We start from the raw sequence: 20800 nt of genomic DNA, 5'->3' as shown, positions 1-20800 counted from the left end.
GTCGCGGTGCCGCCCCCGTCGGCCCGAGCGTAGCGGCGACTCAGCGCAGCAGCAGCCACGCCAGGCTGCCCCCGCCGGCCAGCGCGCAATAGATCGCGAACGGCGTCAGCGTGCGCGTCTCGAAGTAGCGGGTGAGGAACCGCACCGCCAGGTAGGCGCAGACGAACGAGGCGACGCTGCCGGCCAGCACCTGACCCTGGATGCCCTGGCTGAGCGGCCCGAACAGCTCCGGGATCTTGTACACCCCGGCGGCCAGGATGATCGGCGTCGCGAGCAGGAAGGAGAAGCGGGCGGCGTCCTCGTGCGACAGGCCCCGCCACAGGCCGGCCACGATGGTGATGCCGGATCGGCTGATGCCGGGCAGCAGCGCAAGGATCTGCGCGGCGCCGATCAGCACACCGCGCCGCAGCGGCAGCTCGGCGAGCCGGTGATCGGCGGCCTCCCCGGCGTCGTCCGACGGCTCGCCGGCCGGGCGCGCGGCGGGCTCGGCGGCCGGCGCGACGCGGCGCCGCAGCACCTCACCCACGTACAGGGCGACCCCGTTGACCAGCAGGAACGCCGCGGCGGGCACGGGCTTGCCCAGAGTCGTGCGAAACAGCTGTTCCAGCAGCAGCCCGGCGAGCCCCACCGGGATGGTGCCCGCCACGATCAGCCACGCCAACCGCTCGTCCGCGTTCTGCACGCGGCGGTGCCGCACCGACGAGACGAAGCCGGACAGGATGCGCACCCAGTCCCGCCAGAAGAACACCAACAACGCGGCCGCCGTCGCGACGTGCAGGCCCACGATGAACGCCAGGTACGGCGACTTGGGCGCGGACACGCTCAGGTCGGCCGCCCACTGCCCGCCGACCAGCGCCGGCACCAGCACCGCGTGCCCCAGGCTCGACACCGGGAACAACTCGGTGACCCCCTGAAACGCCCCGACCACCACCGCCTCGACGTAGCTCAAGTGCGCGCTCATGACTCGGTGCCTCCATCGACGGTCTGGGCGGATCGGCCTGTGACGATAGCCCACCGCACCCCTCACCGGGTGCCGCAGGCGCGCCCCGGCGGGCCGAATCCGGTTGGCGACAGGCCTTTTGGGCCGACGCCGGGGCGGTCCGCCGCGCAAGACGGCGCACCGCGTCGGGCGCGTCGGGGGCAGGTACGGTGTGCGAATGGCCGACGGGTTACTCGATGCCGTGCGGGTGCTCGACTTGTCGAGCGGCGTCGCCGACGCGGTGACCCGCCTGTTCGCCGACCTGGGCGCCGACGTCCTCAAGATCGAACCGCCGGGCGGCAGCGCGGGGCGTGACGCGCTACCCGCCCTGGGCCGGGCCAGCATCCCGTTCGCCGTGCACAACGCCAACAAGCGCTGCGCGGTGCTCGACCCCTTCGACGACGACGATTGCGACCGCTTCCACGACCTGGCCGCCGAATCCGACATCGTCATCGACACGGGCTTCGACGAGCAGGGCGCCATGTTCGGCACCTCCGGCGCCGAGCTGGCGGCCCGCTACCCACACCTGGTGGTGCTGTCCATCACCTACTTCGGGGCCGCGGGTCCGCGGTCGTCGTGGCGGGCCACCGACCCGGTGCTGTACGCGATGTGCGGCGCGCTGTCGCGGTCCGGCCCCACCACCGGCACCCCGGTCCTGCCGCCCGACGGCATCGCGTCGGCAACCGCGGCGGTGCAGGCGGCGTGGGCCGCGCTCGCCGCGTACTACAACCGGCTGCGGTGCGGCACCGGCGAATACATCGACTTCTCCTGGTTCGACGCGGTCGTGATGGCGCTCGACCCGGCGTTCGGCGCCCACGGCCAGGCGGCGGCCGGGATCCGCAGCGGCGAGCGGTGGCGGGGCCGCCCGAAGAACCAGGACGCCTACCCGATCTATCCGTGTCGCGACGGCCATGTCCGGCTGTGCGTGATGGCGCCCCGGCAGTGGCGGGGCCTGCGCCGCTGGCTGGGGGAGCCCGAGGAGTTCCAGGACCCCAAGTACGACGTGATCGGCGCGCGCTTCGCGGCCTGGCCGCAGATCAGCGTGCTGATCCAGGAGATGTTCGGCCCGCAGACCATGAAGGAGTTGGTGACGGCGGGGCAGGCGCACGGGGTGCCGATCGCCGCGGTGTTGACGCCCGCGCAGATCCTGGCGTCCGACCACTTCCAGGAGGTGGGCGCCACCACCGACGCGGAGCTGGCCGCCGGGGCGCGCACCAGCGTGCCGACCGGCTACTTCGTCGTCGACGGGCGCCGCGCCGGCTTCCGCACCCCCGCACCGGCCGCCGGGCGCGACGAACCGTTCTGGCGGGGCAACCCGTCGGTGGTGCCGTCACCGGGGGGCCGCCTCGGCGACTACCCGTTCGCCGGCCTGCGGATCCTCGACCTGGGCATCATCGTCGCCGGCGGTGAGCTCAGCCGGCTGTTCGGCGACCTGGGCGCCCAGGTGATCAAGATCGAGAGCGCCGACTACCCGGACGGGCTCCGGCAGGCCCGCACCGGTGAGGCCATCAGCGAGTCCTTCGCCTGGACCCGGCGCAACAACCTCGGGCTCGGCCTGGATCTGCGCAGCGAGCAGGGCAAGGAGCTGTTCCGCCGGCTGGTCGCCGACGCCGACGCCGTCTTCGCCAACTTCAAACCGGGAACGCTGACGGCGCTGGGCTTCTCCTACGACGCGCTGCGCGCGATCAACCCGCGCATCGTGCTCGCCGAGAGCAGCGCGTTCGGCGACACCGGTCCGTGGAGCAGCCGCATGGGTTACGGCCCGCTGGTGCGCGCCACCACCGGCGTCACCCGGCTCTGGACATCCGACGACGCGCAGGAGACGGACTCGGGCAGGCACGCGTTCTACGACGCGACCACGATCTTCCCCGATCACGTCGTGGGGCGGGTGACGGCCGTCGCGGCGCTCGCGGCGCTCATCCACCGCAACCGCACCGGCAGGGGCTCCCACGTCCACATCTCGCAGGCCGAAGCCGTCGTCAACCAGCTCGACACGCTCTACGTCACGCAGGCGGCGGTCGCCGCGGGCGTCGCGCAGGTCCGCGACGACACCAGCCTGCACGCGGTCTACCCGTGCGCCGGCGACGACGAGTGGTGCGTCATCTCGATCACCTCCGACGACGACTGGCGCCGCGCCGCGTGGGTGCTCGACCACTCGGCGTGGGCGGACGACCCGCGCTTCGCCACCGGCGAGGCGCGGCTGGATCACCGTCGGGAGCTGATGGACCTCGTCTCGGCCTGGACCCGGACCCGCACTCCCGCGCGGGTCGCCGAGATCCTGCAGGCGGCCGGGATCGCCGCGGGGCCGATGAACCGCCCACCCGACATCCTCGAGGACCCGCAGCTGACCGCGCGCAAGGTGTACAGCCCCATGGTGCATCCGCTGATCGGGCACCCGCTGCCGGCCGAGACCGGCCCCGCCCCGTTCCACCACATCCCGCCGGCGCCGCAACGCCCGGCGCCGCTGCCCGGCCAGGACACCGTCGAGATCTGCCGGACGCTGCTCGGCATGAGCGCCGCCCAGGTCGAGCAGCTGCGCGACGCGCGGGTGCTGTTCGGGCCGACCCCCGACGCCTGATGCGGGGCGGCCCGTTCCCGGGACCAATTCATAGCTTCGCTAAATTCGTCGCATGACCGTCGACCCCAAGACACCGGTGCTGATCGGCTACGGCCAGGTCAACCATCGCGGCGAGATCGACCCCAACGGGCCCACCGTCGAGCCCATGGACCTCATGGTCGCCGCGGCCCGCGAGACCGCCGACGCGGCGGTCATCGACGCGGTCGACTCCATCCGGGTGGTGAACATCCTGTCGGCGCAGTACCGGGATCCCGGCCTGCTGCTGGGCCAGCGCATCGGGGCCTCCGGCTTCGGCACGCTGTACAGCCCCGTCGGCGGCAACGTCCCGCAATCGCTGCTCAACCACGCCTGCCTCGACATCCAAAGCGGCCGGGCCGGGGTGGTGCTGCTGGCCGGCGCCGAGACCTGGCGCACCCGCCGCGCCCTGCGCGGCCGGGGCGGCAAGCTCACCTGGACCGAACAGGACCCCTCGGTGCCGATGGCGGCGATCGCCGGCGCCGACGTCCCGATGGCCGGGGAGGCGGAGATCAGGATCCGGCTCGACCGGCCGGCCTACGTCTACCCGCTGTTCGAGCAGGCGCTGCGGATCGCCAACGGCGAGTCGGTCGAGGCGCACCTCGACCGCATCGGGCAGCTGTGGGCGCGGTTCAACGCGGTCGCGGTCGACAACCCGCACGCCTGGATCCGCACGCCATCGACCGCCCAGGAGATCAGCCATCCCGGCCCGGCGAACCGGATGATCAGCTGGCCGTACACCAAGCTGATGAACTCCAACAACATGGTCGACCAGGGCGCCGCGCTGGTCCTGGCGTCGGTCGAGCAGGCGACCCGGCTGGGCGTCCCCGCCGAACGGTGGGTGTTTCCGCACGCGGGCACCGACGCGCACGACACCCCGTCGGTCGCCGAGCGCGCCGAACTGCATCGGTCGCCGGCGATCCGCATCGGGGGCGCGCGGGCGCTGGAGCTGGCCGGTGTGGGCATCGACGACGTCGACTATGTCGACCTGTATTCGTGCTTCCCTTCGGCGGTGCAGGTGGCGGCGGCCGAACTGGGGCTGGCCGCCGACGACCCGGCACGGCCGCTGACGGTCACCGGCGGGTTGACGTTCGCAGGCGGTCCGTGGAGCAACTATGTCATGCACTCCATCGCGACCATGGCGGAGTTGCTGGTGGCCAACCCGGGCCGGCGCGCACTGATCACCGCCAACGGCGGCTATCTGACCAAACACAGCTTCGGCGTCTACAGCACCGAGCCGCCGGCGCGGTTCCGCTGGGAGGACGTGCAGCCCGCCGTCGCCGCCGAACCCACCCGCGAGGCGGCCGTCGAGTGGGAGGGCGTCGGCACCGTCGAGGCCTGGACCACCCCGTTTGACCGGGACGGCAATCCAGAGAAGGCTTTCCTGGCAGTGCGCACACCCGACGGGTCGCGCGCGCTGGCCGTCCTCACCGACGACGCCGCGGTGCGCGCGTCGGTGCGCGACGATATCGCGGGCGCCAAGGTTGCCGTCAGCGCCGACGGCGGCGCCATTCTGCAGTAATCCAACCGGCGCCACACACCAGCTCGTCAGGGCCGCGAGCGGGGTAACGGTCGCGTAGGTGCTAGCGGCCTGCCTATGGTTTAGGCGGATGTTGGGGGAGGTGGGCCCGGGTGCAGATCCTGGTTACCGACGCCACCGGAGCGCTCGGGCGGCTGGTGTCCGTGCAGCTGATCGCTGCCGGCCACTCCGTCACCGGCATTGCTGAACTCCCGCATCCGTGTTTGCACGGCAACGTCGAGCTTGTTTGCGCATCGCTCCGTGAGCCGGTGCTCTACGAGCTCACCGCGCAGGCCGACGCGGTGCTGCACCTGGCGCCGGTCGACCCCAGCGCGCCCGGCGGCGCCGACGTCGACGGCCTGGCGCGGGTCACCGACGCCGCCGCCCGCGCCGGCGCCCGGCTGCTGGTGGTGTCGCAGGCCGCGGGCCGGCCGGACCTGTACGGGCCGGCCGAGGAGCTGGTCGTCGGCAGCTGGGGGCCCAGCCTGATCGTCCGTAGCGCGCCGCCGGTGGGGCGCCAACTCGACTGGACGGTGTGCCGCACGGCGGCCACGGTGTTGCGGGCCAAGGTCACCGAGAGGCCCTTGCGCGTCCTGCACCTCGAGGATCTGATGCGGTTCCTGGTCGCCGCGGTCGACACCGACCGGACCGGCGTGGTGGACCTGGCCACCCCCGACACCGTCAACGTGGTGACCGCCTGGCGGCTGCTGCGCGCGGCGGACCCACGGTCGCGGGCGCAGCGAGTCCGCGGCTGGGCGACGCTCTTCCCGGACATGAATGTCGCTCAGATACAAGAGGATTGGGCGTTCGAGTTCGGCTGGCACGCGCTGGATGCGGTCGCCGACACCGCCCGGGGGCTGGTGGGCCGCCGCCTGGGCGCCGCGGGCGCGACCAACCGCGGCGGCCAATTCCCGCTGCCCGTGGAGGTGCAACCGCGCCCGCGCCCGTCGCAGCGGGTGCGCGGCGCCGCGCCCGAGGGGGTCGACGGCGAGTTCGACGACCGCATCGACCCCCGGTTCCCGGTGTTCAGCGGCGCCGGCCTCGCCGAGGCGCTGCCGGGCCCGCTCACCCCGATCACGCTGGACGTGCAGATGAGCGGGCTGCGCACCGCGGCCGGCGTGCTGGGTCGCACCCTGGCCCTCGGCGGGGAGGTCGACCGGGAGTGGGCGAGCCGGGCCGTCGCGGTGTTCGGCCACCGCCCCTACGTCGGGGTGTCCGTGAACATCGTCGCGGCCGCCCAGCTGCCGGGCTGGGACCAAGACGCGCTGACCCGTGACGCGCTCGTTGGGCAGCCGCAGGTCGGCGACCCGCTGCCGTTCGGGGATCCGCCGCTGGCCGGGGGCGCGCGGGGATCGGTCGCCAAGGCGGTCGCCGCCGGGCGCTCCGTCGCGCTGCTGCGCCACCTCCGGCGCGACACCCGCGACTACGTCGCCGCCGCGACCGCCGAGCACCTCGACGCGACCTCGCTGACGACCCTGCCCGACGCCGGCCTCGAGGTGCGAATCCGGTTGCTGCGCGACCGCATTCACCAAGGTTGGATCCTGACCGCGCTGTGGCTGATCGACACCGGCGTCACCGCGGCGGCGCAGCGCTCGAGGGGTGCCGGCACGGTCCCCGGTATCGGGATGATCACCGACACGTCCCTGGTCGCCGGCGAACTCGCCGAGTTGGCGGCGCTGTTGCGCGCCGACCCGGCGCTGTGCGCCCTGGCCCGCCAGGGCAACGTGGCCAGCCTTCGTGCGCTATCCCCGCGGACCGTCGCCGCCATGGACGCCGCCGTGGACCGGCTGCGGCATCGAGGACCGGGCGAGGCGGAGCTGGCCGCCGCGACCTTCGCCGACGACCCGACGCTGCTGCTGGCGGCGGCCGCCGCCGAAGCGGACGCGCCGACTCCCGGGCCCGCGCGGGCCGTCGACCCTGCCCGCGGCTCGCGGGAGCTGGCCTACGACGCCACGCTTCGTTTCACCCACGAACTGCGAACGACGTTGCGCGAGTTGGGGGCCCGCCGAGTCGCGGCCGACACCGCCGACGCCGTCGACGACGTGTACTACCTCACCTGCGACGAGCTCGTCAGCATGCCCGCCGACGCCCGGTTGCGCGTCAAACGCCGCCGCGCCGAGCGGGACCGCCTGCAGGCCCAGCGCCCACCCGAGGTCGTCGACGGGGCGTGGACGCCGGTCGCCGACGGCGCCACGGGCTGAGCGCTCAGGCCAGCAGCTCGCGCAGCCGCAACGCGTTGCGCACCGCGTGGCCGCCGAGGTCGTTGTTGAAATACATCCACACGTCCTTGCCGGCGGCGCCCCAGTCGGCGATCAGGTCGGCCCACCGCCGCAGGTCGGAGTCCGGGTAAGAACCCTCGTACATGGCGTCCGGATCGGGACCGTGCATCCGCACGTACACCAGGTCGGTGGTGGCGCGCGGGATGCACGGCAGCCCCGCGCCGCTCATCACCACGTAGGCGGCGCGGCGGCGTTCCAGCACCTCGAACACGGCGGGGTCGTTCCACGACGGGTGGCGCAGCTCGACGGCCACCCGGATCTCGGCGGGCATGCCGCTCAGGAAGGAGTCCAGACGCTCGTCGTCGCGCTGTTGCTCGGGGTGCAGCTGCACCAGCAACACACCGTGGCGATCTCCCAATGTGCGCCAACAGCTTTCGAAGCGCTCGATCCACGGCTCGGGCGAGGCCAGCCGGCGGTAGTGGGTCAGCCCGCGGTGTGCTTTGACCGACATGGTGAACCCGGGCGGCAGCTGCTCGCGCCAGCCCGCGAACGTGGCGTCCTTGGGCCAGCGGTAGAAGCTGGCGTTGAGCTCCACGGTGTCGAAAACCTCGACGTAGCGCGCCAGCCGGCGCCCGGCCGGTGTCCCGGTGGGGTACAGGACGCCGGCCCAGTGGTTGTAGGACCACCCGGAGGTGCCGATCCGGACGGTCAACCGGTCAACCGCCGACGCACGTCGTCGTCCAGCGACGCCCGGACCAATGCGGCGGCCAGGCGCGCATTATCCTGCGGGGCAAGCGAACTCAGCTTGGCCGGGCTGGTCGGCAGGCCCAGTTGCCCGGCCGCGGCGGTGGCGCGGTCGTCGAAGTAGGGCCGCACCCAGGTCCACACGTCCTGCACTTCCCGCAGGTAGATGTCGGCGCCCGTGTCGCCGATTCCGGTGAACGCCTTCAGGAACCGCTTTGCGGTGCCGGCGTCGCCCCCGCTGCGCTCGGCCAGGCCGCGCAGGTCGCCGGAGTACTCGGCGTTCACCCGCTCGGCCATGGCGGTCAGGCGGGTCGCCGAGCTTTCGTCATAGCGGACGTAGTGCGCGCGCCCGAACGCGTCGATTACGGCCCGGCGCTCGGCGGCCAGCACCGCCTTCGGGGTGCGCAGGCCGGCCCTGAACAGCTCCCGGGCGGCGCTCGTCGCGATGGCCGCGTCGATCGGCTTGCTGGCCAGCATGCACAGCACCAGCAGCTGGAACAACGGCATCGGCTTGTCGCGGATCGTGATTCGCGCCTCGGCCGCGTACGTCGTCCCGGCGACGTCGAGCAGCCGACGCGCCACCTGTTGCGGCTTAGCCATACCGCCTCGCGTACCCGCACCCTGTGCCAGCGAACCGCGCGCTCACTTGGGCGGCAGGCCCCGCGCGTAGTCGGTGCCGCGGCGCACCCAGCCCTGCAGTTGGCGGTGGGTGCGCAGGGCGGCGGCGTCGACATGGAGCCAGCCGCGCATCTCGCGGCCCGCCATCACCATCGGGGTCACGTGCGGACGCCGCAGCAGTGTGTCGGTGTCGCCCACCCGGACCAGCAACCCGCCCCGGCCGCTCGCGGCCACCGCCATGTTGCCGTTGACGAGGAACGCCAAGCCGCCGAACATCCGTTTCTCCACGACCCCGCCCTCGCGGGCGAGGCATTCCCGGATCCCGTTGGCCAGGTCTTCGTCGTAGGCCATCCGCCAAAGGTAACGCCGAGCGTGACGACGGTGTCACGCTCGGCGCTGATGTGACGTCGCTGTCACAGGTAATCAGGCGGCGGCGACCGCACCTTGGGTGGCCGGTTCCAGCGCCTGGGCGACGATCTCGGCAACGTCGGTCATCGGTTTGACCGTCAGGGCCTCGAGCACCTCGGCGGGCACGTCGTCCAGATCCGGCTCGTTGCGCGCCGGGATGAACACCGTTGACAGGCCGGCGCGTTGCGCGGCCAGCAGCTTCTGCTTCACCCCGCCGATCGGGAGCACCCGCCCGTTCAGCGTGACCTCGCCGGTCATGCCGACGTCGGAGCGGACCTGCCGCCCGGTCGCCATCGACACCAGGGCCGTCACCATCGTCACACCGGCCGACGGCCCGTCCTTGGGCACCGCGCCCGCGGGCACGTGCACGTGGATGCGCCGGTCCAGCGCCCTCGTGTCAATGCCCAGCTGCTCGGCGTGCGAGCGGACGTAGGACAGGGCGATCTGCGCCGATTCCTTCATGACATCGCCCAGCTGACCGGTCAGCTGCAACCCGGCGTCGCCGTCGGTGGCACCGGCCTCGATGTAGAGGACGTCACCGCCCAGGCCGGTCACCGCCAGGCCCGTCGCCACGCCCGGCACCGCCGTGCGTTCGGCCGACTCCGGCGTGAACCGCGGCCGGCCGAGGTAGCCGACCAGGTCGGGCTCGTCGATCGTCAGCGGGGCCGGATCGGCCGCCAGCTTGGTGGTCGCCTTGCGCAGCGCCTTGGCCAGCAGCCGCTCGAACTGCCGCACGCCCGGCTCCCGGGTGTAGTCGGCGGCGATCTTGCGCAGCGCGGCGTCGGTGAGGGTCACTTCGTCCTCGGTCAGCGCCGCCCGCTCCCGCTGCCGCGGCAGCAGGTACTCGCGGGCGATGGCAACCTTGTCGTCCTCGGTGTAGCCGTCGATGGTCACCAGTTCCATGCGGTCCAACAGCGCCGACGGGATGTTCTCGATCACGTTGGCGGTGGCCAGGAACACCACGTCGGACAGATCCAGGTCCAGGTCCAGGTAGTGGTCGCGGAACGTGTGGTTCTGCGCCGGGTCCAGCACCTCGAGCAGCGCCGCGCTCGGGTCGCCGCGGTAGTCGGAGCCCACCTTGTCGATCTCGTCCAGCAGCACGACGGGGTTCATCGATTTCGCCTCGCCGATCGCGCGGACGATCCGGCCCGGCAACGCACCGACGTAGGTGCGCCGGTGGCCACGGATCTCCGCCTCGTCGCGCACGCCGCCCAGCGCGACGCGCACGAAGGAGCGGCCCAGCGCCCGCGCGACGCTCTCACCCAGCGAGGTCTTGCCGACGCCGGGAGGGCCGGCCAGCACCATCACCGCGCCGGAGCCGCGACCGCCGACGACCTGCAGCCCGCGCTGCGCCCGGCGGGCGCGCACGGCCAGGTACTCGACGATGCGGTCCTTGACGTCGTCCAGCCCGTGGTGGTCGGCGTCCAGCACCGCCCGCGCGGCCACCAGGTCGGTCGAGTCTTCGCTTTTGACGTTCCACGGCAGGTCCAGCACGGTGTCCAGCCAGGTGCGGATCCAGCCGCTCTCCGGGCTTTGGTCGCTGGACCGTTCCAGCTTGCCGACCTCACGCAGCGCGGCCTCCCGCACCTTCTCGGGCAGGTCGGCGGCCTCGACGCGGGTCCGGTAGTCCTCGGACCCGTCCGGTTCGCCTTCCCCGAGTTCCTTGCGGATCGCCGCCAGCTGCTGGCGCAGCAGGAACTCCTTCTGGGTCTTCTCCATGCCCTCGCGGACGTCCTCGGCGATCTTGTCGTTGACCTCCACCTCGGCGAGGTGGTCAGCGGTCCACTCGATCAGCACCCGCAGCCGCTCGGTCACGTCGACGGTCTCCAGCAACTGCCGCTTCTGCTCGTTGCTGAGGTAGGACGCGTACCCGGAGGTGTCGGCCAGCGCCGACGGATCGGTCAGCCGGTTGACGTAGTCGATGATCTCCCACGCCTCGCGCCGTTGCAGCATCGCGAGCAGCAGCTTCTTGTACTCGGCCACCAGCGTCTTGATCTCGTCGGTGGTCGCGGCGTCGGGCACCTCGGTCACCTCGACCCACAGCGCGGCGCCGGGCCCGGACGCGCCGGCCCCGATCTGCGCCCGGCGCTCGCCACGTACCACGGCGGCGGTGCCGCCGCCGGCCACGCGTCCGACCTGCAGAATCTTCGCGATCACCCCGTGGGTGGGGTAGCGGTCATCGAGGCGCGGGGCGATGAGCAGCTGCCCGGAGTCGCTCGCCTGCGCGGCGTCGATCGCCGCCCGAGCGGCGTCGTCCAGCGCGATCGGCACGACCATGCCCGGCAACACGATGGTGTCGGTGACAAACAGCACCGGCACCGACTTGGCTTCAGCCATCAATCCTCCAAAAGTTGAGTCTGATGCGCTTAACCCAGGAGGTGGCCGGTTTGTTCCCGCGGCCGGGTCGGTTCGTCGAACGTGAAGCTAACTTCACGCTCGACGACGAACGTGAAACTGGCTTCACGCTCGATCGGCTAGCCCGGCCCCAGGCGGCGCAGCTGCGTCACGTGCCGGGGCGAGAGCTCCTCGAGGCAGGTGACGCCCAGCAGCCGCATCGTGCGGGTCAGCCCCTCGGCCAGGATGTCGATCGCGCGGGTCACGCCGGCCTCGCCGCCGGCCATCAGCCCGTACAGGTAGGCCCGCCCGACCAGGGTGCAGCGCGCCCCGAGCGCGATCGCCGCCACGATGTCGGCGCCCGACATGATGCCGGTGTCGACCAAGATCTCGGTGTCCGCGCCGAATTCGCGCGCCACCGCGGGCAGCAGGTGGAACGGCACCGGGGCCCGATCCAGCTGGCGCCCACCGTGATTGGACAACACGAGGCCGTCGACGCCGCGCTCGACGACGGCGCGGGCGTCCTCGAGCGTCTGGATGCCCTTGACCACCAGCTTGCCGGGCCACTGCGCCTTGATCCACTCCAGGTCGTCGAAGGTCAGGCTGGGGTCGAACATCGTGCTCAGGTATTCCGCGACGGTGCCCGGCCACCGGTCCAGCGACGCGAACGCCAGCGGCTCGGTGGTCAGCAGGTCGAACCACCACTTCGGGTGGGGCACCGCATCTAAGACGGTGCGCAGCGTCAGCGTCGGCGGGATGGTCATGCCGTTGCGGTTGTCGCGCAACCGGGCGCCGGAGACCGGCACGTCGACCGTGGCCAGCAGCGTGTCGAAACCCGCGTCGGCGGCGCGTCGCACCAGCGCCATCGAGCGCTCCCGGTCGCGCCACATGTACAGCTGAAACCACTTGCGGCCCTGGGGAACAGCGCTCACCAGGTCCTCGATGGCGCAGGTGCCCAAAGTAGACAGCGAAAACGGGATTCCCGCCGCGGCGGCCGCCCGCGCCCCGGCGATCTCGCCCTCGGTGTGCATCAGCCGGGTGAAGCCGGTGGGCGCGATCCCGAAGGGCAGCTCGACGGACCGCCCGAGCACCTCCCAGCCGGTGCTCACGCTGCTCACGTCACGCAGGATCGTGGGGTGAAATTCGATGTCGCGGAACGCTTGTCGGGCACGCTCGATGGACAGCTCGTCTTCGGCGGCCCCGTCCGTGTAGTCGAACGCCGCCCTGGGCGTGCGCCGCTTGGCGATGCGGCGCAAGTCCTCGATGCTGAAGGCGTTGGCGAGCCGCCGCTTGGTCGCGCTGAACTGTGGCCGCTTGAACTGCATCAGCGGAGCGAGATCGTGGAAGCTGGGCACTCGTCGATTGACCGCCATATGTGCCACCGTAGTCATATGGATCCCGTCGGCGACCCCTTCGACCTCGCCCGTTTCGTCGAGGCGCAGGAACCCGTGTACGACGACGTCGTCGACGAACTGCGTAATGGCCGAAAACGCAGTCACTGGATGTGGTTTGTGTTCCCACAGCTGCGCGGCCTGGGCGGCAGCGCGATGGCGGTGCGCTATGGCATCGCCTCGCTGGAGGAAGCCGGCGCCTACCTGCGCCACGACCTGCTGGGGCCGCGGCTGCGCGAATGCACGGATCTGGTGAACCGGGTGCGGGGACGCACGGCGGGCGAGATCTTCGGTTCGCCCGACGACGTGAAACTGCGGTCGTCGATGACGCTGTTCGCCCGCGCCACCGACGACAACGACGCGTTCGTCGCCGTGCTCGACCGCTACTACGGCGGCGAGGAGGATCCCGTCACGGTGGCCCGCCTCGGCGGTGCCTAGCGCGGGCTCAGGATCCGCCAGCCGTGCGGTTCCACCGTCACCGCGTCGACGACCTCCGGCGGCGGCGCGGCTGACCCGCCGAGGACCTCAGCGCGCCCCACGCCCCAGTCCGACACCGCGACCCGCAGCGGCTTGTCGTCGATGTTGAGGGCGACCAACAGGGCGTCGTCGCCGCTGCGCGCGGCGTAGACGTAATGGCGGTTTTCCAGGCGCGCCGCGGTGGTCGATGCCCGGTGCAACCACGGGTGGCGGCGGCGCAACCCGATCAGAAATTGGTGCAGACTCCACACCTCGGCGCCGAACGCGTCCAAAGGCTGTGGGGGAGAGCCGAATTCGGGGCGCACAGCGTCGTCGCCACCGAACCGTTCCTCCTTGACGGCGCGGAATCCGAACTCATCGCCGGCGTAGATGCTGGGGACGCCGCCAACGGTGAGTAGCAACACCAGCGCGTGCGCCAGGTGGCGGGAGTCGTCGAGCTGGCTCGCGATGCGGGTGACGTCGTGGTTGCCGACGAAGGTGAGCGGGGCGAACCGGCGAAGAAAGTCGTTGTGCCGCTGCAGGGCCCAATCGAGCTCGAAGAAATTGCCGTCGTTCAGACCGCTCCAGATCGCCTTCCACAATTCGTACTGGGTTGCCGAGTCGAACCTGGCCGCCTCGACCGCGGCGGCGTAGTCGCCGTGGATCAACTCCCCGACGAACCAGGCGTCGGGGTGGCGCTCCCGCGCCCGCGGCAGCGCGGCGGCCCAAAACCGTGGTGGTACGGCGTAAGCGGCGTCGAGGCGCCATCCGTCGGCGCCGCGGTCCAGCCAGTGGCTGAGTACGTTCACGGTGTAGTCGAGGACTTCGGGGTTGTCGTGGTTGAGGGTGATCAGGCCGTCGTGACCCTCGAAGGTGTGGAATCGGCCGGGGCGCCCGCGAAACCAGCGCGCGGCCGCGGCGTGATCGGCCGCGGCGACGTCCGCGGCGGCGCGATAGCGGGCGAAGTCCTGGCCGACGTGGTTGAACACCCCGTCGAGCAGCACCCGCAGCCCGCGCCGGTGCGCCTCGGCGATCAGGTGGTCGAAGTCCGCGTCATCACCGAGCCGCGGGTCAATGCGGTAGTGATCGGTGGTGTCGTATCCGTGCGTGCGCGAGGCGAAGATCGGGCCCAGCGCCAGGCCGGAGGCGCCCAACGCGACGGCGTGGTCCAGCCAGTCGACGAGCCGCCGCAGCCGGTGTTCCTCGGGCCGCGGCGGCTCATTCGACGCCGCCGTGGGATAGGCGCCCACGAAGCCCAGGGGATAGACGTGCCACCAGATGGCGTGGTCGACCCAGGACAGCCCCGTCACGGCGCGGCGATCAGCCGACGCCCGCCAGCGTCTGGGCCGCGGCGATCGCCTGGGCAACCCCGGAGACGATGGCCGCGGCCTTCAACGCTTCCTGGATGGATTCGCGGCTGACGCCCGCCTCGCGCAGCGTGTGCTCGTGGGCGGCGACGCAGTCGGGGCACCCGTTGATCGACGACACCGCGAAACACCACAGCTCGAAGTTCGCCTTCGCCACGCCGGGGTTGGCGATGATGTTCATCCGCAGCCCCGCGCGCAGGTCGTCGTACTTGCCGTCGAGGAACCCGCGGCCGCGGTAGAACACGTTGTTCATCGCCATGATCGACGCCGCGCCCAGGGCGGCGTGGTAGGCCTCGGCGGACAGCGTGTCGGCCGCCTCGGTGCCAATCTCGCTGAGCACCTGCGGGTTTCGTGTGGCCGCGGCGCAGGCCAACAGAGTGCCCCAGAGCTGCTCCTCGTTGAGCTCGGTGGTGCGGCTGATCGAGCCGAGGTTCAGCTTGAGGTCCTTGGCGTACTCGGGCAGCGCTTCTTTGAGGTTGTCTATGCTCATCCTGGTCTCCTCGTCCGACCTCTCGACCTTAGGGGGAATGACCGAAGTCCGGGCCTTTAATCAGGCCCGGACCACGGATCACGCGCGGGCGCCGCTCAGGCGGAAGCCTTGAGCAACTCGCCGGCGTTCAGCGTCGGGTCGCCCTTGCGCCAGTTGCAGGCGCACAGCTCGTCGGATTGCAGCGCGTCGAGGACTCGCAGCACCTCTTCGACGTTGCGGCCCACGGAACCGGCCGTCACGGAGACGAACTGGATCTCGTTGTTGGGGTCGACGATGAAGGTGGCCCGGTCGGCCACGCCGCCGGCGTTGAGGACGCCGGTGGCCAGGCTCAGCTCCCGCTTGATGTCCGACAGCATGGGGAACGGCAGGTTCTTCAGGTCCTCGTGCTGGGCGCGCCAGTTGAAGTGGACGAACTCGCTGTCGATGGACACCCCGAGCACCTGCGCGTCGCGGTCGGCAAACTCGTCGTTCAGCTTGCCGAACGCCGCGATCTCGGTGGGGCACACGAAGGTGAAGTCCTTGGGCCAGAAGAACACCACGCGCCACTTGCCCTCGTAGTCGTCGCTGCTGACCGTCGTGAAGTAGTCCTCGGGCTGCTTGGCGTCGACCTTGGACAGATCACCCGCGATGAGCGCGGTGAGTTCGTAGGCGGGGAACTGGTCGCCGATGGTCAACAAAGGCATATCGCTCCTTAATTGGATCAAGTCAAGTTTGGTGGTCTACGCCCATGGTGCCGTCTACCCTTGTTGAAGTAAAGGTGATATTTCCCACTACACTTATAGGCATGCCCGATAAGAGTTATCAGCCCACGATCGCCGGCCTGCGGGCGTTCGTCGCAGTGGCGGAGAAGCGTCAATTCAGCAGTGCCGCAACGGCTCTCGGCCTCAGCCAGTCCACCTTGTCGCAGGCGCTGGCCGCCCTGGAGGGCGGCCTGGGCACCCGGCTGGTCGAGCGGTCGACCCGGCGTGTCCTCTTGACGGCGGAGGGCGCGCAGCTGCTGCCGCGCGCGCAGGCCGTCGTCGACGCGGCAGACGCGTTCACGGCCGCGGCCGCCGGCTCCGCCGACCCGTTGCGCAGCGGGATGCGCCTGGGGCTCATCCCGACGGTCGCGCCGTATGTGCTGCCGACGGTGCTGGCGGGGCTCGCCGAGGAGTTGCCCGGGCTGAACCTGCGCGTCATCGAGGACCAGACCGAACGCCTGCTCACGGTGCTGCGGGAGGGGGCGCTGGACGCGGCGCTGATCGCCCTGCCCGCGGACGTCGGCGGTGTCACCGCAATCCCCATCTACGACGAGGATTTCGTGCTGGCGTTGCCGCCCGCACACCCGCTGTCCGGCAAGCGTCGGGTGCCCACCACGGCGCTCGCCGAGTTGCCGCTGTTGCTGCTGGACGAGGGGCACTGCCTGCGCGACCAGGCGCTCGAGGTATGCCACATCGCGGGGGTGCGCCCCGACCTGGCCAACACCCGGGCGGCGTCGCTGGCGACCGCGGTGCAGTGCGTGACCGGGGGGCTCGGCGTGACTCTGATCCCGCAGACCGCCGTGCCGGTCGAGGCCTCTCGCAGCCGGCTCGGCCTGGCGCAGTTCGCGGCCCCCCGGCCGGGTCGGCGGATCGGGCTGGTGTACCGGTCCTCCAGCGGCCGCGACGAGTCCTACCGCCGGCTCGCCGCGACGATCGGTGAACTGGTCGGCAGTCAACACCAGGTCCGGCTGGTGAAATAGGCCGCGCCCGCGGCGGTAGGTTCGGCGCATGGAGAAGGTGATCGCGGTGCTGATGCGCGCCGAGCCGGACGACGACTGGTGCGCCCGGCAGCGGGGCCCCGTCGCCGACGCGCTGCTGCAACTGGGACTGCCGGGACTGGCGATCAATGTCCGCGACGCCCCGGTGCGGAACTCGCTGATGACCCTGACCACGCTGGACCCGCCGGCCGCCGCGGTGGTCAGCATGTGGACGCAGCAGTGCTACGGCGACCAGCTGCGAGCGGCGCTCGGGCTGCTCGCCGGCGAGTGCGAACGGCTCGCCGCCTACCTGGTGACCGAGTCGGTGCCGCTCGAGGCGCCCGCCGTCGAGCCGGGGACCGCGACACCGGGATTGGCCAACGTCGCGCTGCTGCGCCGGCCCGCCGGCCTGGACCGGGAGACGTGGCTGGCGCGCTGGCAAGGCGACCACACGCCGGTGGCCATCGAGACGCAGTCGACGTTCGGTTACACCCAGAACTGGGTGGTGCGAGCCCTGACTCCCGACGCGCCGGGAATCGCCGCCATCGTCGAGGAGTTGTTCCCGGCGGAGGCCGTCACCGACCTCAGGGCGTTCTTCGGCGCCGCCGACGACGCCGATCTGCACGACCGCCTGAGCCGGATGGTCGCCAGTACAACAGCATTCGGCGCCAACGAGAACATCGACACCGTGCCCACCAGCCGGTACGTGCTCCGCTCGCCGTTCAAGGACTGAGGTGGTGGTCGTATGACAACGCTGGACGAGGCCGTCGGGCTGGCGGCGGCGGACAGCGGGCTGGCGGTGATCTCGACGGTCCGCGCCGACTCGACGGTGCAGGCGTCGCTGGTCAACGTCGGCCTGTTGACGCACCCCGACGGGGGCCAACGGGTGCTCGGCTTCACCACCTACGGCAAGGTCAAGCTCGCCAACCTGCGGGCGCGCCCGCAGCTAGCGGTCACCTTCCGCGACGGATGGCGCTGGGCCACCGTCGAGGGCCGCGCCGAACTGGTCGGCCCCGACGACCCGCGGCCGTGGCTCGCCGACCCCGACCGGCTGCGGCTGCTGCTGCGCGAGGTGTTCACCGCCGCGGGGGGCACCCACGACGACTGGGACACCTACGACCGGGTGATGGCCGACGAGAGGCGCGCCGTCGTGCTGATCGACCCGACCCGGGTCTACAGCAACGGTTGAGGCCGATAGGCTCTCAAGCCGTGACGCTGCAGATCAACGACGATAAGCGGGTACGCACTCTCACGCTGAATCGGCCGGAGGCGCTGAACGCCTTCAACGAGGCGCTCTACGACGCCACGGCCGAGGCGCTGTTGGCCGCCGCCGACGATCCGGAGGTGGCGGTCGTGCTGCTCACCGGCGCGGGCCGCGGATTCAGCGCCGGCACCGACCTCACCGAGATGCAGGCGCGCATCACCGACCCGGATTTCACGCCGGGCAAGCACGGTTTCGTCGGCCTGATCGACGCGCTGAGCGCGTTCCCCAAACCGCTGATCTGCGCGGTCAACGGCGTCGGAATCGGGATCGGTGCCACCATTCTCGGCTACGCCGACCTGGCGTTCATGTCGTCGACGGCCCGGTTGAAGTGCCCGTTCACCAGCCTGGGCGTGGCGCCGGAGGCGGCGTCGTCGTACCTGCTGCCCCAGCTGGTCGGCCGGCAGAACGCCGCCTGGCTGCTGATGTCGTCGGAATGGGTCGACGCCGACGAGGCGCTCCGCATGGGTCTGGTCTGGCGCGTCTGCGAACCCGACGAACTGCTGACCGAGGCGCGCCGGCACGCGGAGGTCCTGGCCGCACGCCCCATTGCCAGCCTGATGGCGGTGAAGCACACCATGACCGAACCGCTGCGCCCGCAGATCGCGGCGGCCAGCGCCCGGGAGAACGCTCACTTCGCCGAGTTGATGGGCGCCCAGGCCAACGCCGCGGCGCTCGCCGAATTCAACAGAGCGCGCTAGGCCGAACCGCAAACCGCTACACCGCGGGCGCCGTCTCCATGTTTGCTGCGGCGGCGATGATGGCCCGCAGCGTGCGCCGGCAGCGCCCGCAGTCGGCGCCGGCACCGCACGCGGCGGCCACCTCCTTGGACGTGGAGGCGCCGCGGGCGACGACGTCGCACACCGTCTGATTGGTGGCTCCCACACACAGGCACACGTACATCAGCGCCACCCCCGCACGCAGGCAATCCCTTCGTCGAACGCTCCCGCACGCGACCGCGGGCCGGTGCCGAAGTGGTGCTCCCGGATCATCAGAAGTCCCCTCGAACTCGCCGCCGCATATCGCCGCATATTAGATGAGTCTAACCTAAGTCGATAAGCGCAGTCTAACCTAAGAATGCCTGGGCGCGGTCCACGCCGCGACGCGGTGAGCGCAGCCAAACCTTGCTGGAAGATTCGCTGTGCGCGTGGCAAAGTGCTGCTACAGCCCAGGGGGTGCGCATCCGCCCGCCATGGCCCGCCGCGACAGCCCGTCCACACCGGAGGAGTGATTCATGCAAGGGGATCCGGAGGTTTTGCGCCTGCTCAACGAACAGTTGACCAGCGAGCTCACCGCGATCAACCAATACTTCCTGCATTCGAAGATGCAGGACAATTGGGGCTTCACGGAACTGGCCGAGCACACCCGGGCCGAATCGTTCGACGAGATGCGGCACGCCGAGGCGATCACCGACCGCATCTTGCTGCTCGACGGGCTGCCCAACTATCAGCGCCTGTTTTCGCTGCGCATCGGCCAGACGCTGCGCGAGCAGTTCGAGGCCGACCTGGCCATCGAGTACGAGGTGCTGGAACGCCTCAAGCCCGCGATCGTCTTCTGCCGGGAAAAGCAGGACAGCACCACCGCCAACCTCTTCGAGCGGATCGTGGCCGACGAGGAGCTGCACGTGGACTACCTGGAGACGCAGCTGCAACTGATGGACAAGCTCGGCGAGGAGCTCTACTCGGCGCAGTGCGTTTCGCGGCCGCCGGGCGGCGGGTCCGGGGGCTAACCGCGGCGCGCCCCGCACGGGCGCACCCGGCGCGCCTGCGATTGCCGTCGACTGACCCTGGGCATTATCAGCGGCGAACGGCAAACGAGAGGCACCCATGACGACCCCTGACACGGCGGCGCCGAGCGGACCCGCTCTCGCCGACCAGGCGGGCAGCGCGGCGCTGATCAGCCCACAACGACGCAACCTGATTTTCGTCGCGATCGTGCTCGGCATGCTGCTGGCCGCGTTGGACCAGACGATCGTGGCGACGGCGTTGCCGACGATCGTCGCCAATCTCGGGGACGCGGGTCACCAGTCGTGGGTGGTCACCAGCTACCTGCTCGCCTCGACGATCGTCACCGCCTTGGTCGGCAAGCTCGGTGATGTCTTCGGTCGCAAGCGGGTGTTCCAGGTCGCCATCGTCTTCTTCGTCGTCGGCTCGATCCTGTGCGGCCTGGCGCAATCGATGGCCATGCTGGTCGCGGCCCGCGCCTTGCAGGGGATCGGCGGCGGCGGCATCACTGTCACCGCCAGCGCGCTGATCGGCGAGGTCGTCCCGTTGCGGGAACGCGGCCGCTACCAAGGCATCCTGGGCGCCGTCTTCGGCGTCACGACGGTCATCGGTCCGCTGCTGGGCGGTTACTTCACCGACTACCTGACCTGGCGGTGGGCGTTCTGGGTCAACGTGCCCATCTCGGTGATCGTCATTTTCGTTGCGGCCGCGGCGATTCCGGCGCTGACCGCCGCCTCCAAACCTGCCGTCGATTACGCGGGCATCGCGTTCATCGGCCTGGGCGCGGCGGGGCTGACGCTGGCCACCAGCTGGGGCGGCACCCTGTACGCGTGGGGATCGCCGACCATCGTCGGGTTGTTCGTCGGGGCCGCCGTGGCGCTGGGCGTGTTCGTCGTCGTGGAGCGCCGCGCCGCCGAGCCGATCCTGCCGATCCGGTTGTTCGCCAGCCCGGTGTTCACGGTGTGCTGCGTGCTCTCCTT

20 protein-coding genes are annotated in these 20800 nt (G+C 71.1%); 10 read left to right on the top strand and 10 right to left on the bottom strand.

Annotated elements, in window-relative coordinates; genetic code table 11:
* Window positions 1-40 precede the first annotated feature (40 nt).
* On the bottom strand, window positions 41-961 hold the full coding sequence (locus A5714_RS15045; RefSeq protein ID WP_068286284.1) for an undecaprenyl-diphosphate phosphatase: 921 nt from the start codon (window positions 959-961) through the stop codon (window positions 41-43).
* A gap of 190 nt (window positions 962-1151) precedes the next feature.
* Here A5714_RS15045 and A5714_RS15040 point away from each other — a divergent pair, with 190 nt between their 5' ends.
* The 3 genes from A5714_RS15040 to A5714_RS15030 all read left to right on the top strand — a co-directional run bounded on the left by A5714_RS15040 (window position 1152) and on the right by A5714_RS15030 (window position 7292).
* On the top strand, window positions 1152-3557 hold the full coding sequence (locus A5714_RS15040) for a CoA transferase (RefSeq protein ID WP_068286281.1): 2406 nt from the start codon (window positions 1152-1154) through the stop codon (window positions 3555-3557).
* Between the two features lie 52 nt (window positions 3558-3609).
* The gene (locus tag A5714_RS15035; protein WP_068286278.1) at window positions 3610-5094 is read left to right on the top strand and encodes an acetyl-CoA acetyltransferase; all 1485 of its coding nucleotides are present in this window, start codon (window positions 3610-3612) and stop codon (window positions 5092-5094) included.
* A gap of 110 nt (window positions 5095-5204) precedes the next feature.
* On the top strand, window positions 5205-7292 hold the full coding sequence (locus tag A5714_RS15030) for a hypothetical protein (RefSeq protein ID WP_068286275.1): 2088 nt from the start codon (window positions 5205-5207) through the stop codon (window positions 7290-7292).
* A gap of 4 nt (window positions 7293-7296) precedes the next feature.
* Here the strand turns inward: A5714_RS15030 and A5714_RS15025 are convergent, their stop codons facing one another.
* The 5 genes from A5714_RS15025 to A5714_RS15005 form a co-directional block, all read right to left on the bottom strand.
* On the bottom strand, window positions 7297-8022 hold the full coding sequence (locus A5714_RS15025) for a DUF72 domain-containing protein (RefSeq protein WP_068286272.1): 726 nt from the start codon (window positions 8020-8022) through the stop codon (window positions 7297-7299).
* On the bottom strand, window positions 8019-8654 hold the full coding sequence (locus A5714_RS15020; protein ID WP_068286267.1) for an endonuclease: 636 nt from the start codon (window positions 8652-8654) through the stop codon (window positions 8019-8021). The genes A5714_RS15025 and A5714_RS15020 overlap by 4 nt, the downstream gene beginning before the upstream one ends.
* Window positions 8655-8696: 42 nt before the next feature.
* Window positions 8697-9023: a TfoX/Sxy family protein gene (locus tag A5714_RS15015; protein ID WP_068286262.1), complete on the bottom strand. Its 327-nt coding sequence runs from the start codon at window positions 9021-9023 to the stop codon at window positions 8697-8699.
* A 72-nt stretch (window positions 9024-9095) separates the two neighbouring features.
* Window positions 9096-11417 carry an endopeptidase La gene (gene lon / locus A5714_RS15010; RefSeq protein WP_068286258.1) on the bottom strand — a complete coding sequence of 774 codons (2322 nt, stop codon included), beginning with the start codon at window positions 11415-11417 and terminating at the stop codon, window positions 9096-9098.
* Window positions 11418-11554: 137 nt separating this feature from the next.
* Window positions 11555-12787 (bottom strand): alpha-hydroxy acid oxidase, encoded by a 1233-nt coding sequence (locus tag A5714_RS15005; protein WP_068286255.1) that lies wholly within the window; start codon window positions 12785-12787, stop codon window positions 11555-11557.
* Window positions 12788-12805: 18 nt separating this feature from the next.
* On the opposite strand from A5714_RS15005, the gene A5714_RS15000 reads away from it, so the two are divergent.
* A complete protein-coding gene (locus A5714_RS15000; protein ID WP_068286252.1) occupies window positions 12806-13243 on the top strand; it encodes a DUF1810 domain-containing protein in 438 nt (145 codons plus the stop codon).
* Here A5714_RS15000 and A5714_RS14995 read toward each other — a convergent pair.
* From A5714_RS14995 to A5714_RS14985, 3 genes are all read right to left on the bottom strand, one after another.
* Window positions 13240-14571: an alpha-amylase family glycosyl hydrolase gene (locus tag A5714_RS14995; protein ID WP_068286249.1), complete on the bottom strand. Its 1332-nt coding sequence runs from the start codon at window positions 14569-14571 to the stop codon at window positions 13240-13242. The two genes, A5714_RS15000 and A5714_RS14995, sit on opposite strands and share 4 nt — an antisense overlap.
* A 10-nt stretch (window positions 14572-14581) precedes the next feature.
* Window positions 14582-15118, bottom strand: coding sequence for an alkyl hydroperoxide reductase (locus tag A5714_RS14990; RefSeq protein WP_068286246.1), 537 nt, complete (start codon window positions 15116-15118; stop codon window positions 14582-14584).
* 95 nt (window positions 15119-15213) lie between these two features.
* Window positions 15214-15801 carry a peroxiredoxin gene (locus tag A5714_RS14985; protein WP_068072474.1) on the bottom strand — a complete coding sequence of 196 codons (588 nt, stop codon included), beginning with the start codon at window positions 15799-15801 and terminating at the stop codon, window positions 15214-15216.
* A 101-nt stretch (window positions 15802-15902) separates the two neighbouring features.
* Here A5714_RS14985 and A5714_RS14980 point away from each other — a divergent pair, with 101 nt between their 5' ends.
* From A5714_RS14980 to A5714_RS14965, 4 genes are read left to right on the top strand one after another with little or no spacing between them, the layout of a single operon-like run.
* The gene (locus A5714_RS14980; RefSeq protein WP_068072471.1) at window positions 15903-16838 is read left to right on the top strand and encodes a hydrogen peroxide-inducible genes activator; all 936 of its coding nucleotides are present in this window, start codon (window positions 15903-15905) and stop codon (window positions 16836-16838) included.
* Between the two features lie 28 nt (window positions 16839-16866).
* Complete coding sequence (locus tag A5714_RS14975; RefSeq protein WP_068204551.1) at window positions 16867-17568, top strand: EthD domain-containing protein; 702 nt, start codon at window positions 16867-16869, stop codon at window positions 17566-17568.
* 12 nt (window positions 17569-17580) lie between these two features.
* Entirely contained in the window at window positions 17581-18024 is a 444-nt protein-coding gene (locus tag A5714_RS14970) for a TIGR03618 family F420-dependent PPOX class oxidoreductase (RefSeq protein ID WP_068072466.1), read from the top strand.
* Between the two features lie 20 nt (window positions 18025-18044).
* Window positions 18045-18797 carry an enoyl-CoA hydratase/isomerase family protein gene (locus tag A5714_RS14965; protein ID WP_068072464.1) on the top strand — a complete coding sequence of 251 codons (753 nt, stop codon included), beginning with the start codon at window positions 18045-18047 and terminating at the stop codon, window positions 18795-18797.
* Between the two features lie 16 nt (window positions 18798-18813).
* Here the strand turns inward: A5714_RS14965 and A5714_RS14960 are convergent, their stop codons facing one another.
* A complete protein-coding gene (locus A5714_RS14960; RefSeq protein ID WP_068072528.1) occupies window positions 18814-18999 on the bottom strand; it encodes a bacterioferritin-associated ferredoxin in 186 nt (61 codons plus the stop codon).
* 331 nt (window positions 19000-19330) lie between these two features.
* Here A5714_RS14960 and bfr point away from each other — a divergent pair, with 331 nt between their 5' ends.
* A complete protein-coding gene (gene bfr, locus A5714_RS14955) occupies window positions 19331-19825 on the top strand; it encodes a bacterioferritin (RefSeq protein WP_068072461.1) in 495 nt (164 codons plus the stop codon).
* Window positions 19826-19922: 97 nt separating this feature from the next.
* Window positions 19923-20800, top strand: an 878-nt coding sequence (locus A5714_RS14950; RefSeq protein WP_231973873.1) for an MFS transporter, incomplete at its 3' end; no start/stop codon positions are given.

The organism is Mycobacterium sp. E2462 (genome assembly GCF_001672685.1).
Taxonomy (GTDB): domain Bacteria; phylum Actinomycetota; class Actinomycetes; order Mycobacteriales; family Mycobacteriaceae; genus Mycobacterium.
The sequence above is the reverse complement of the archived record's forward strand: the minus strand, read 5'-3'. Positions and strand labels throughout refer to the sequence as shown.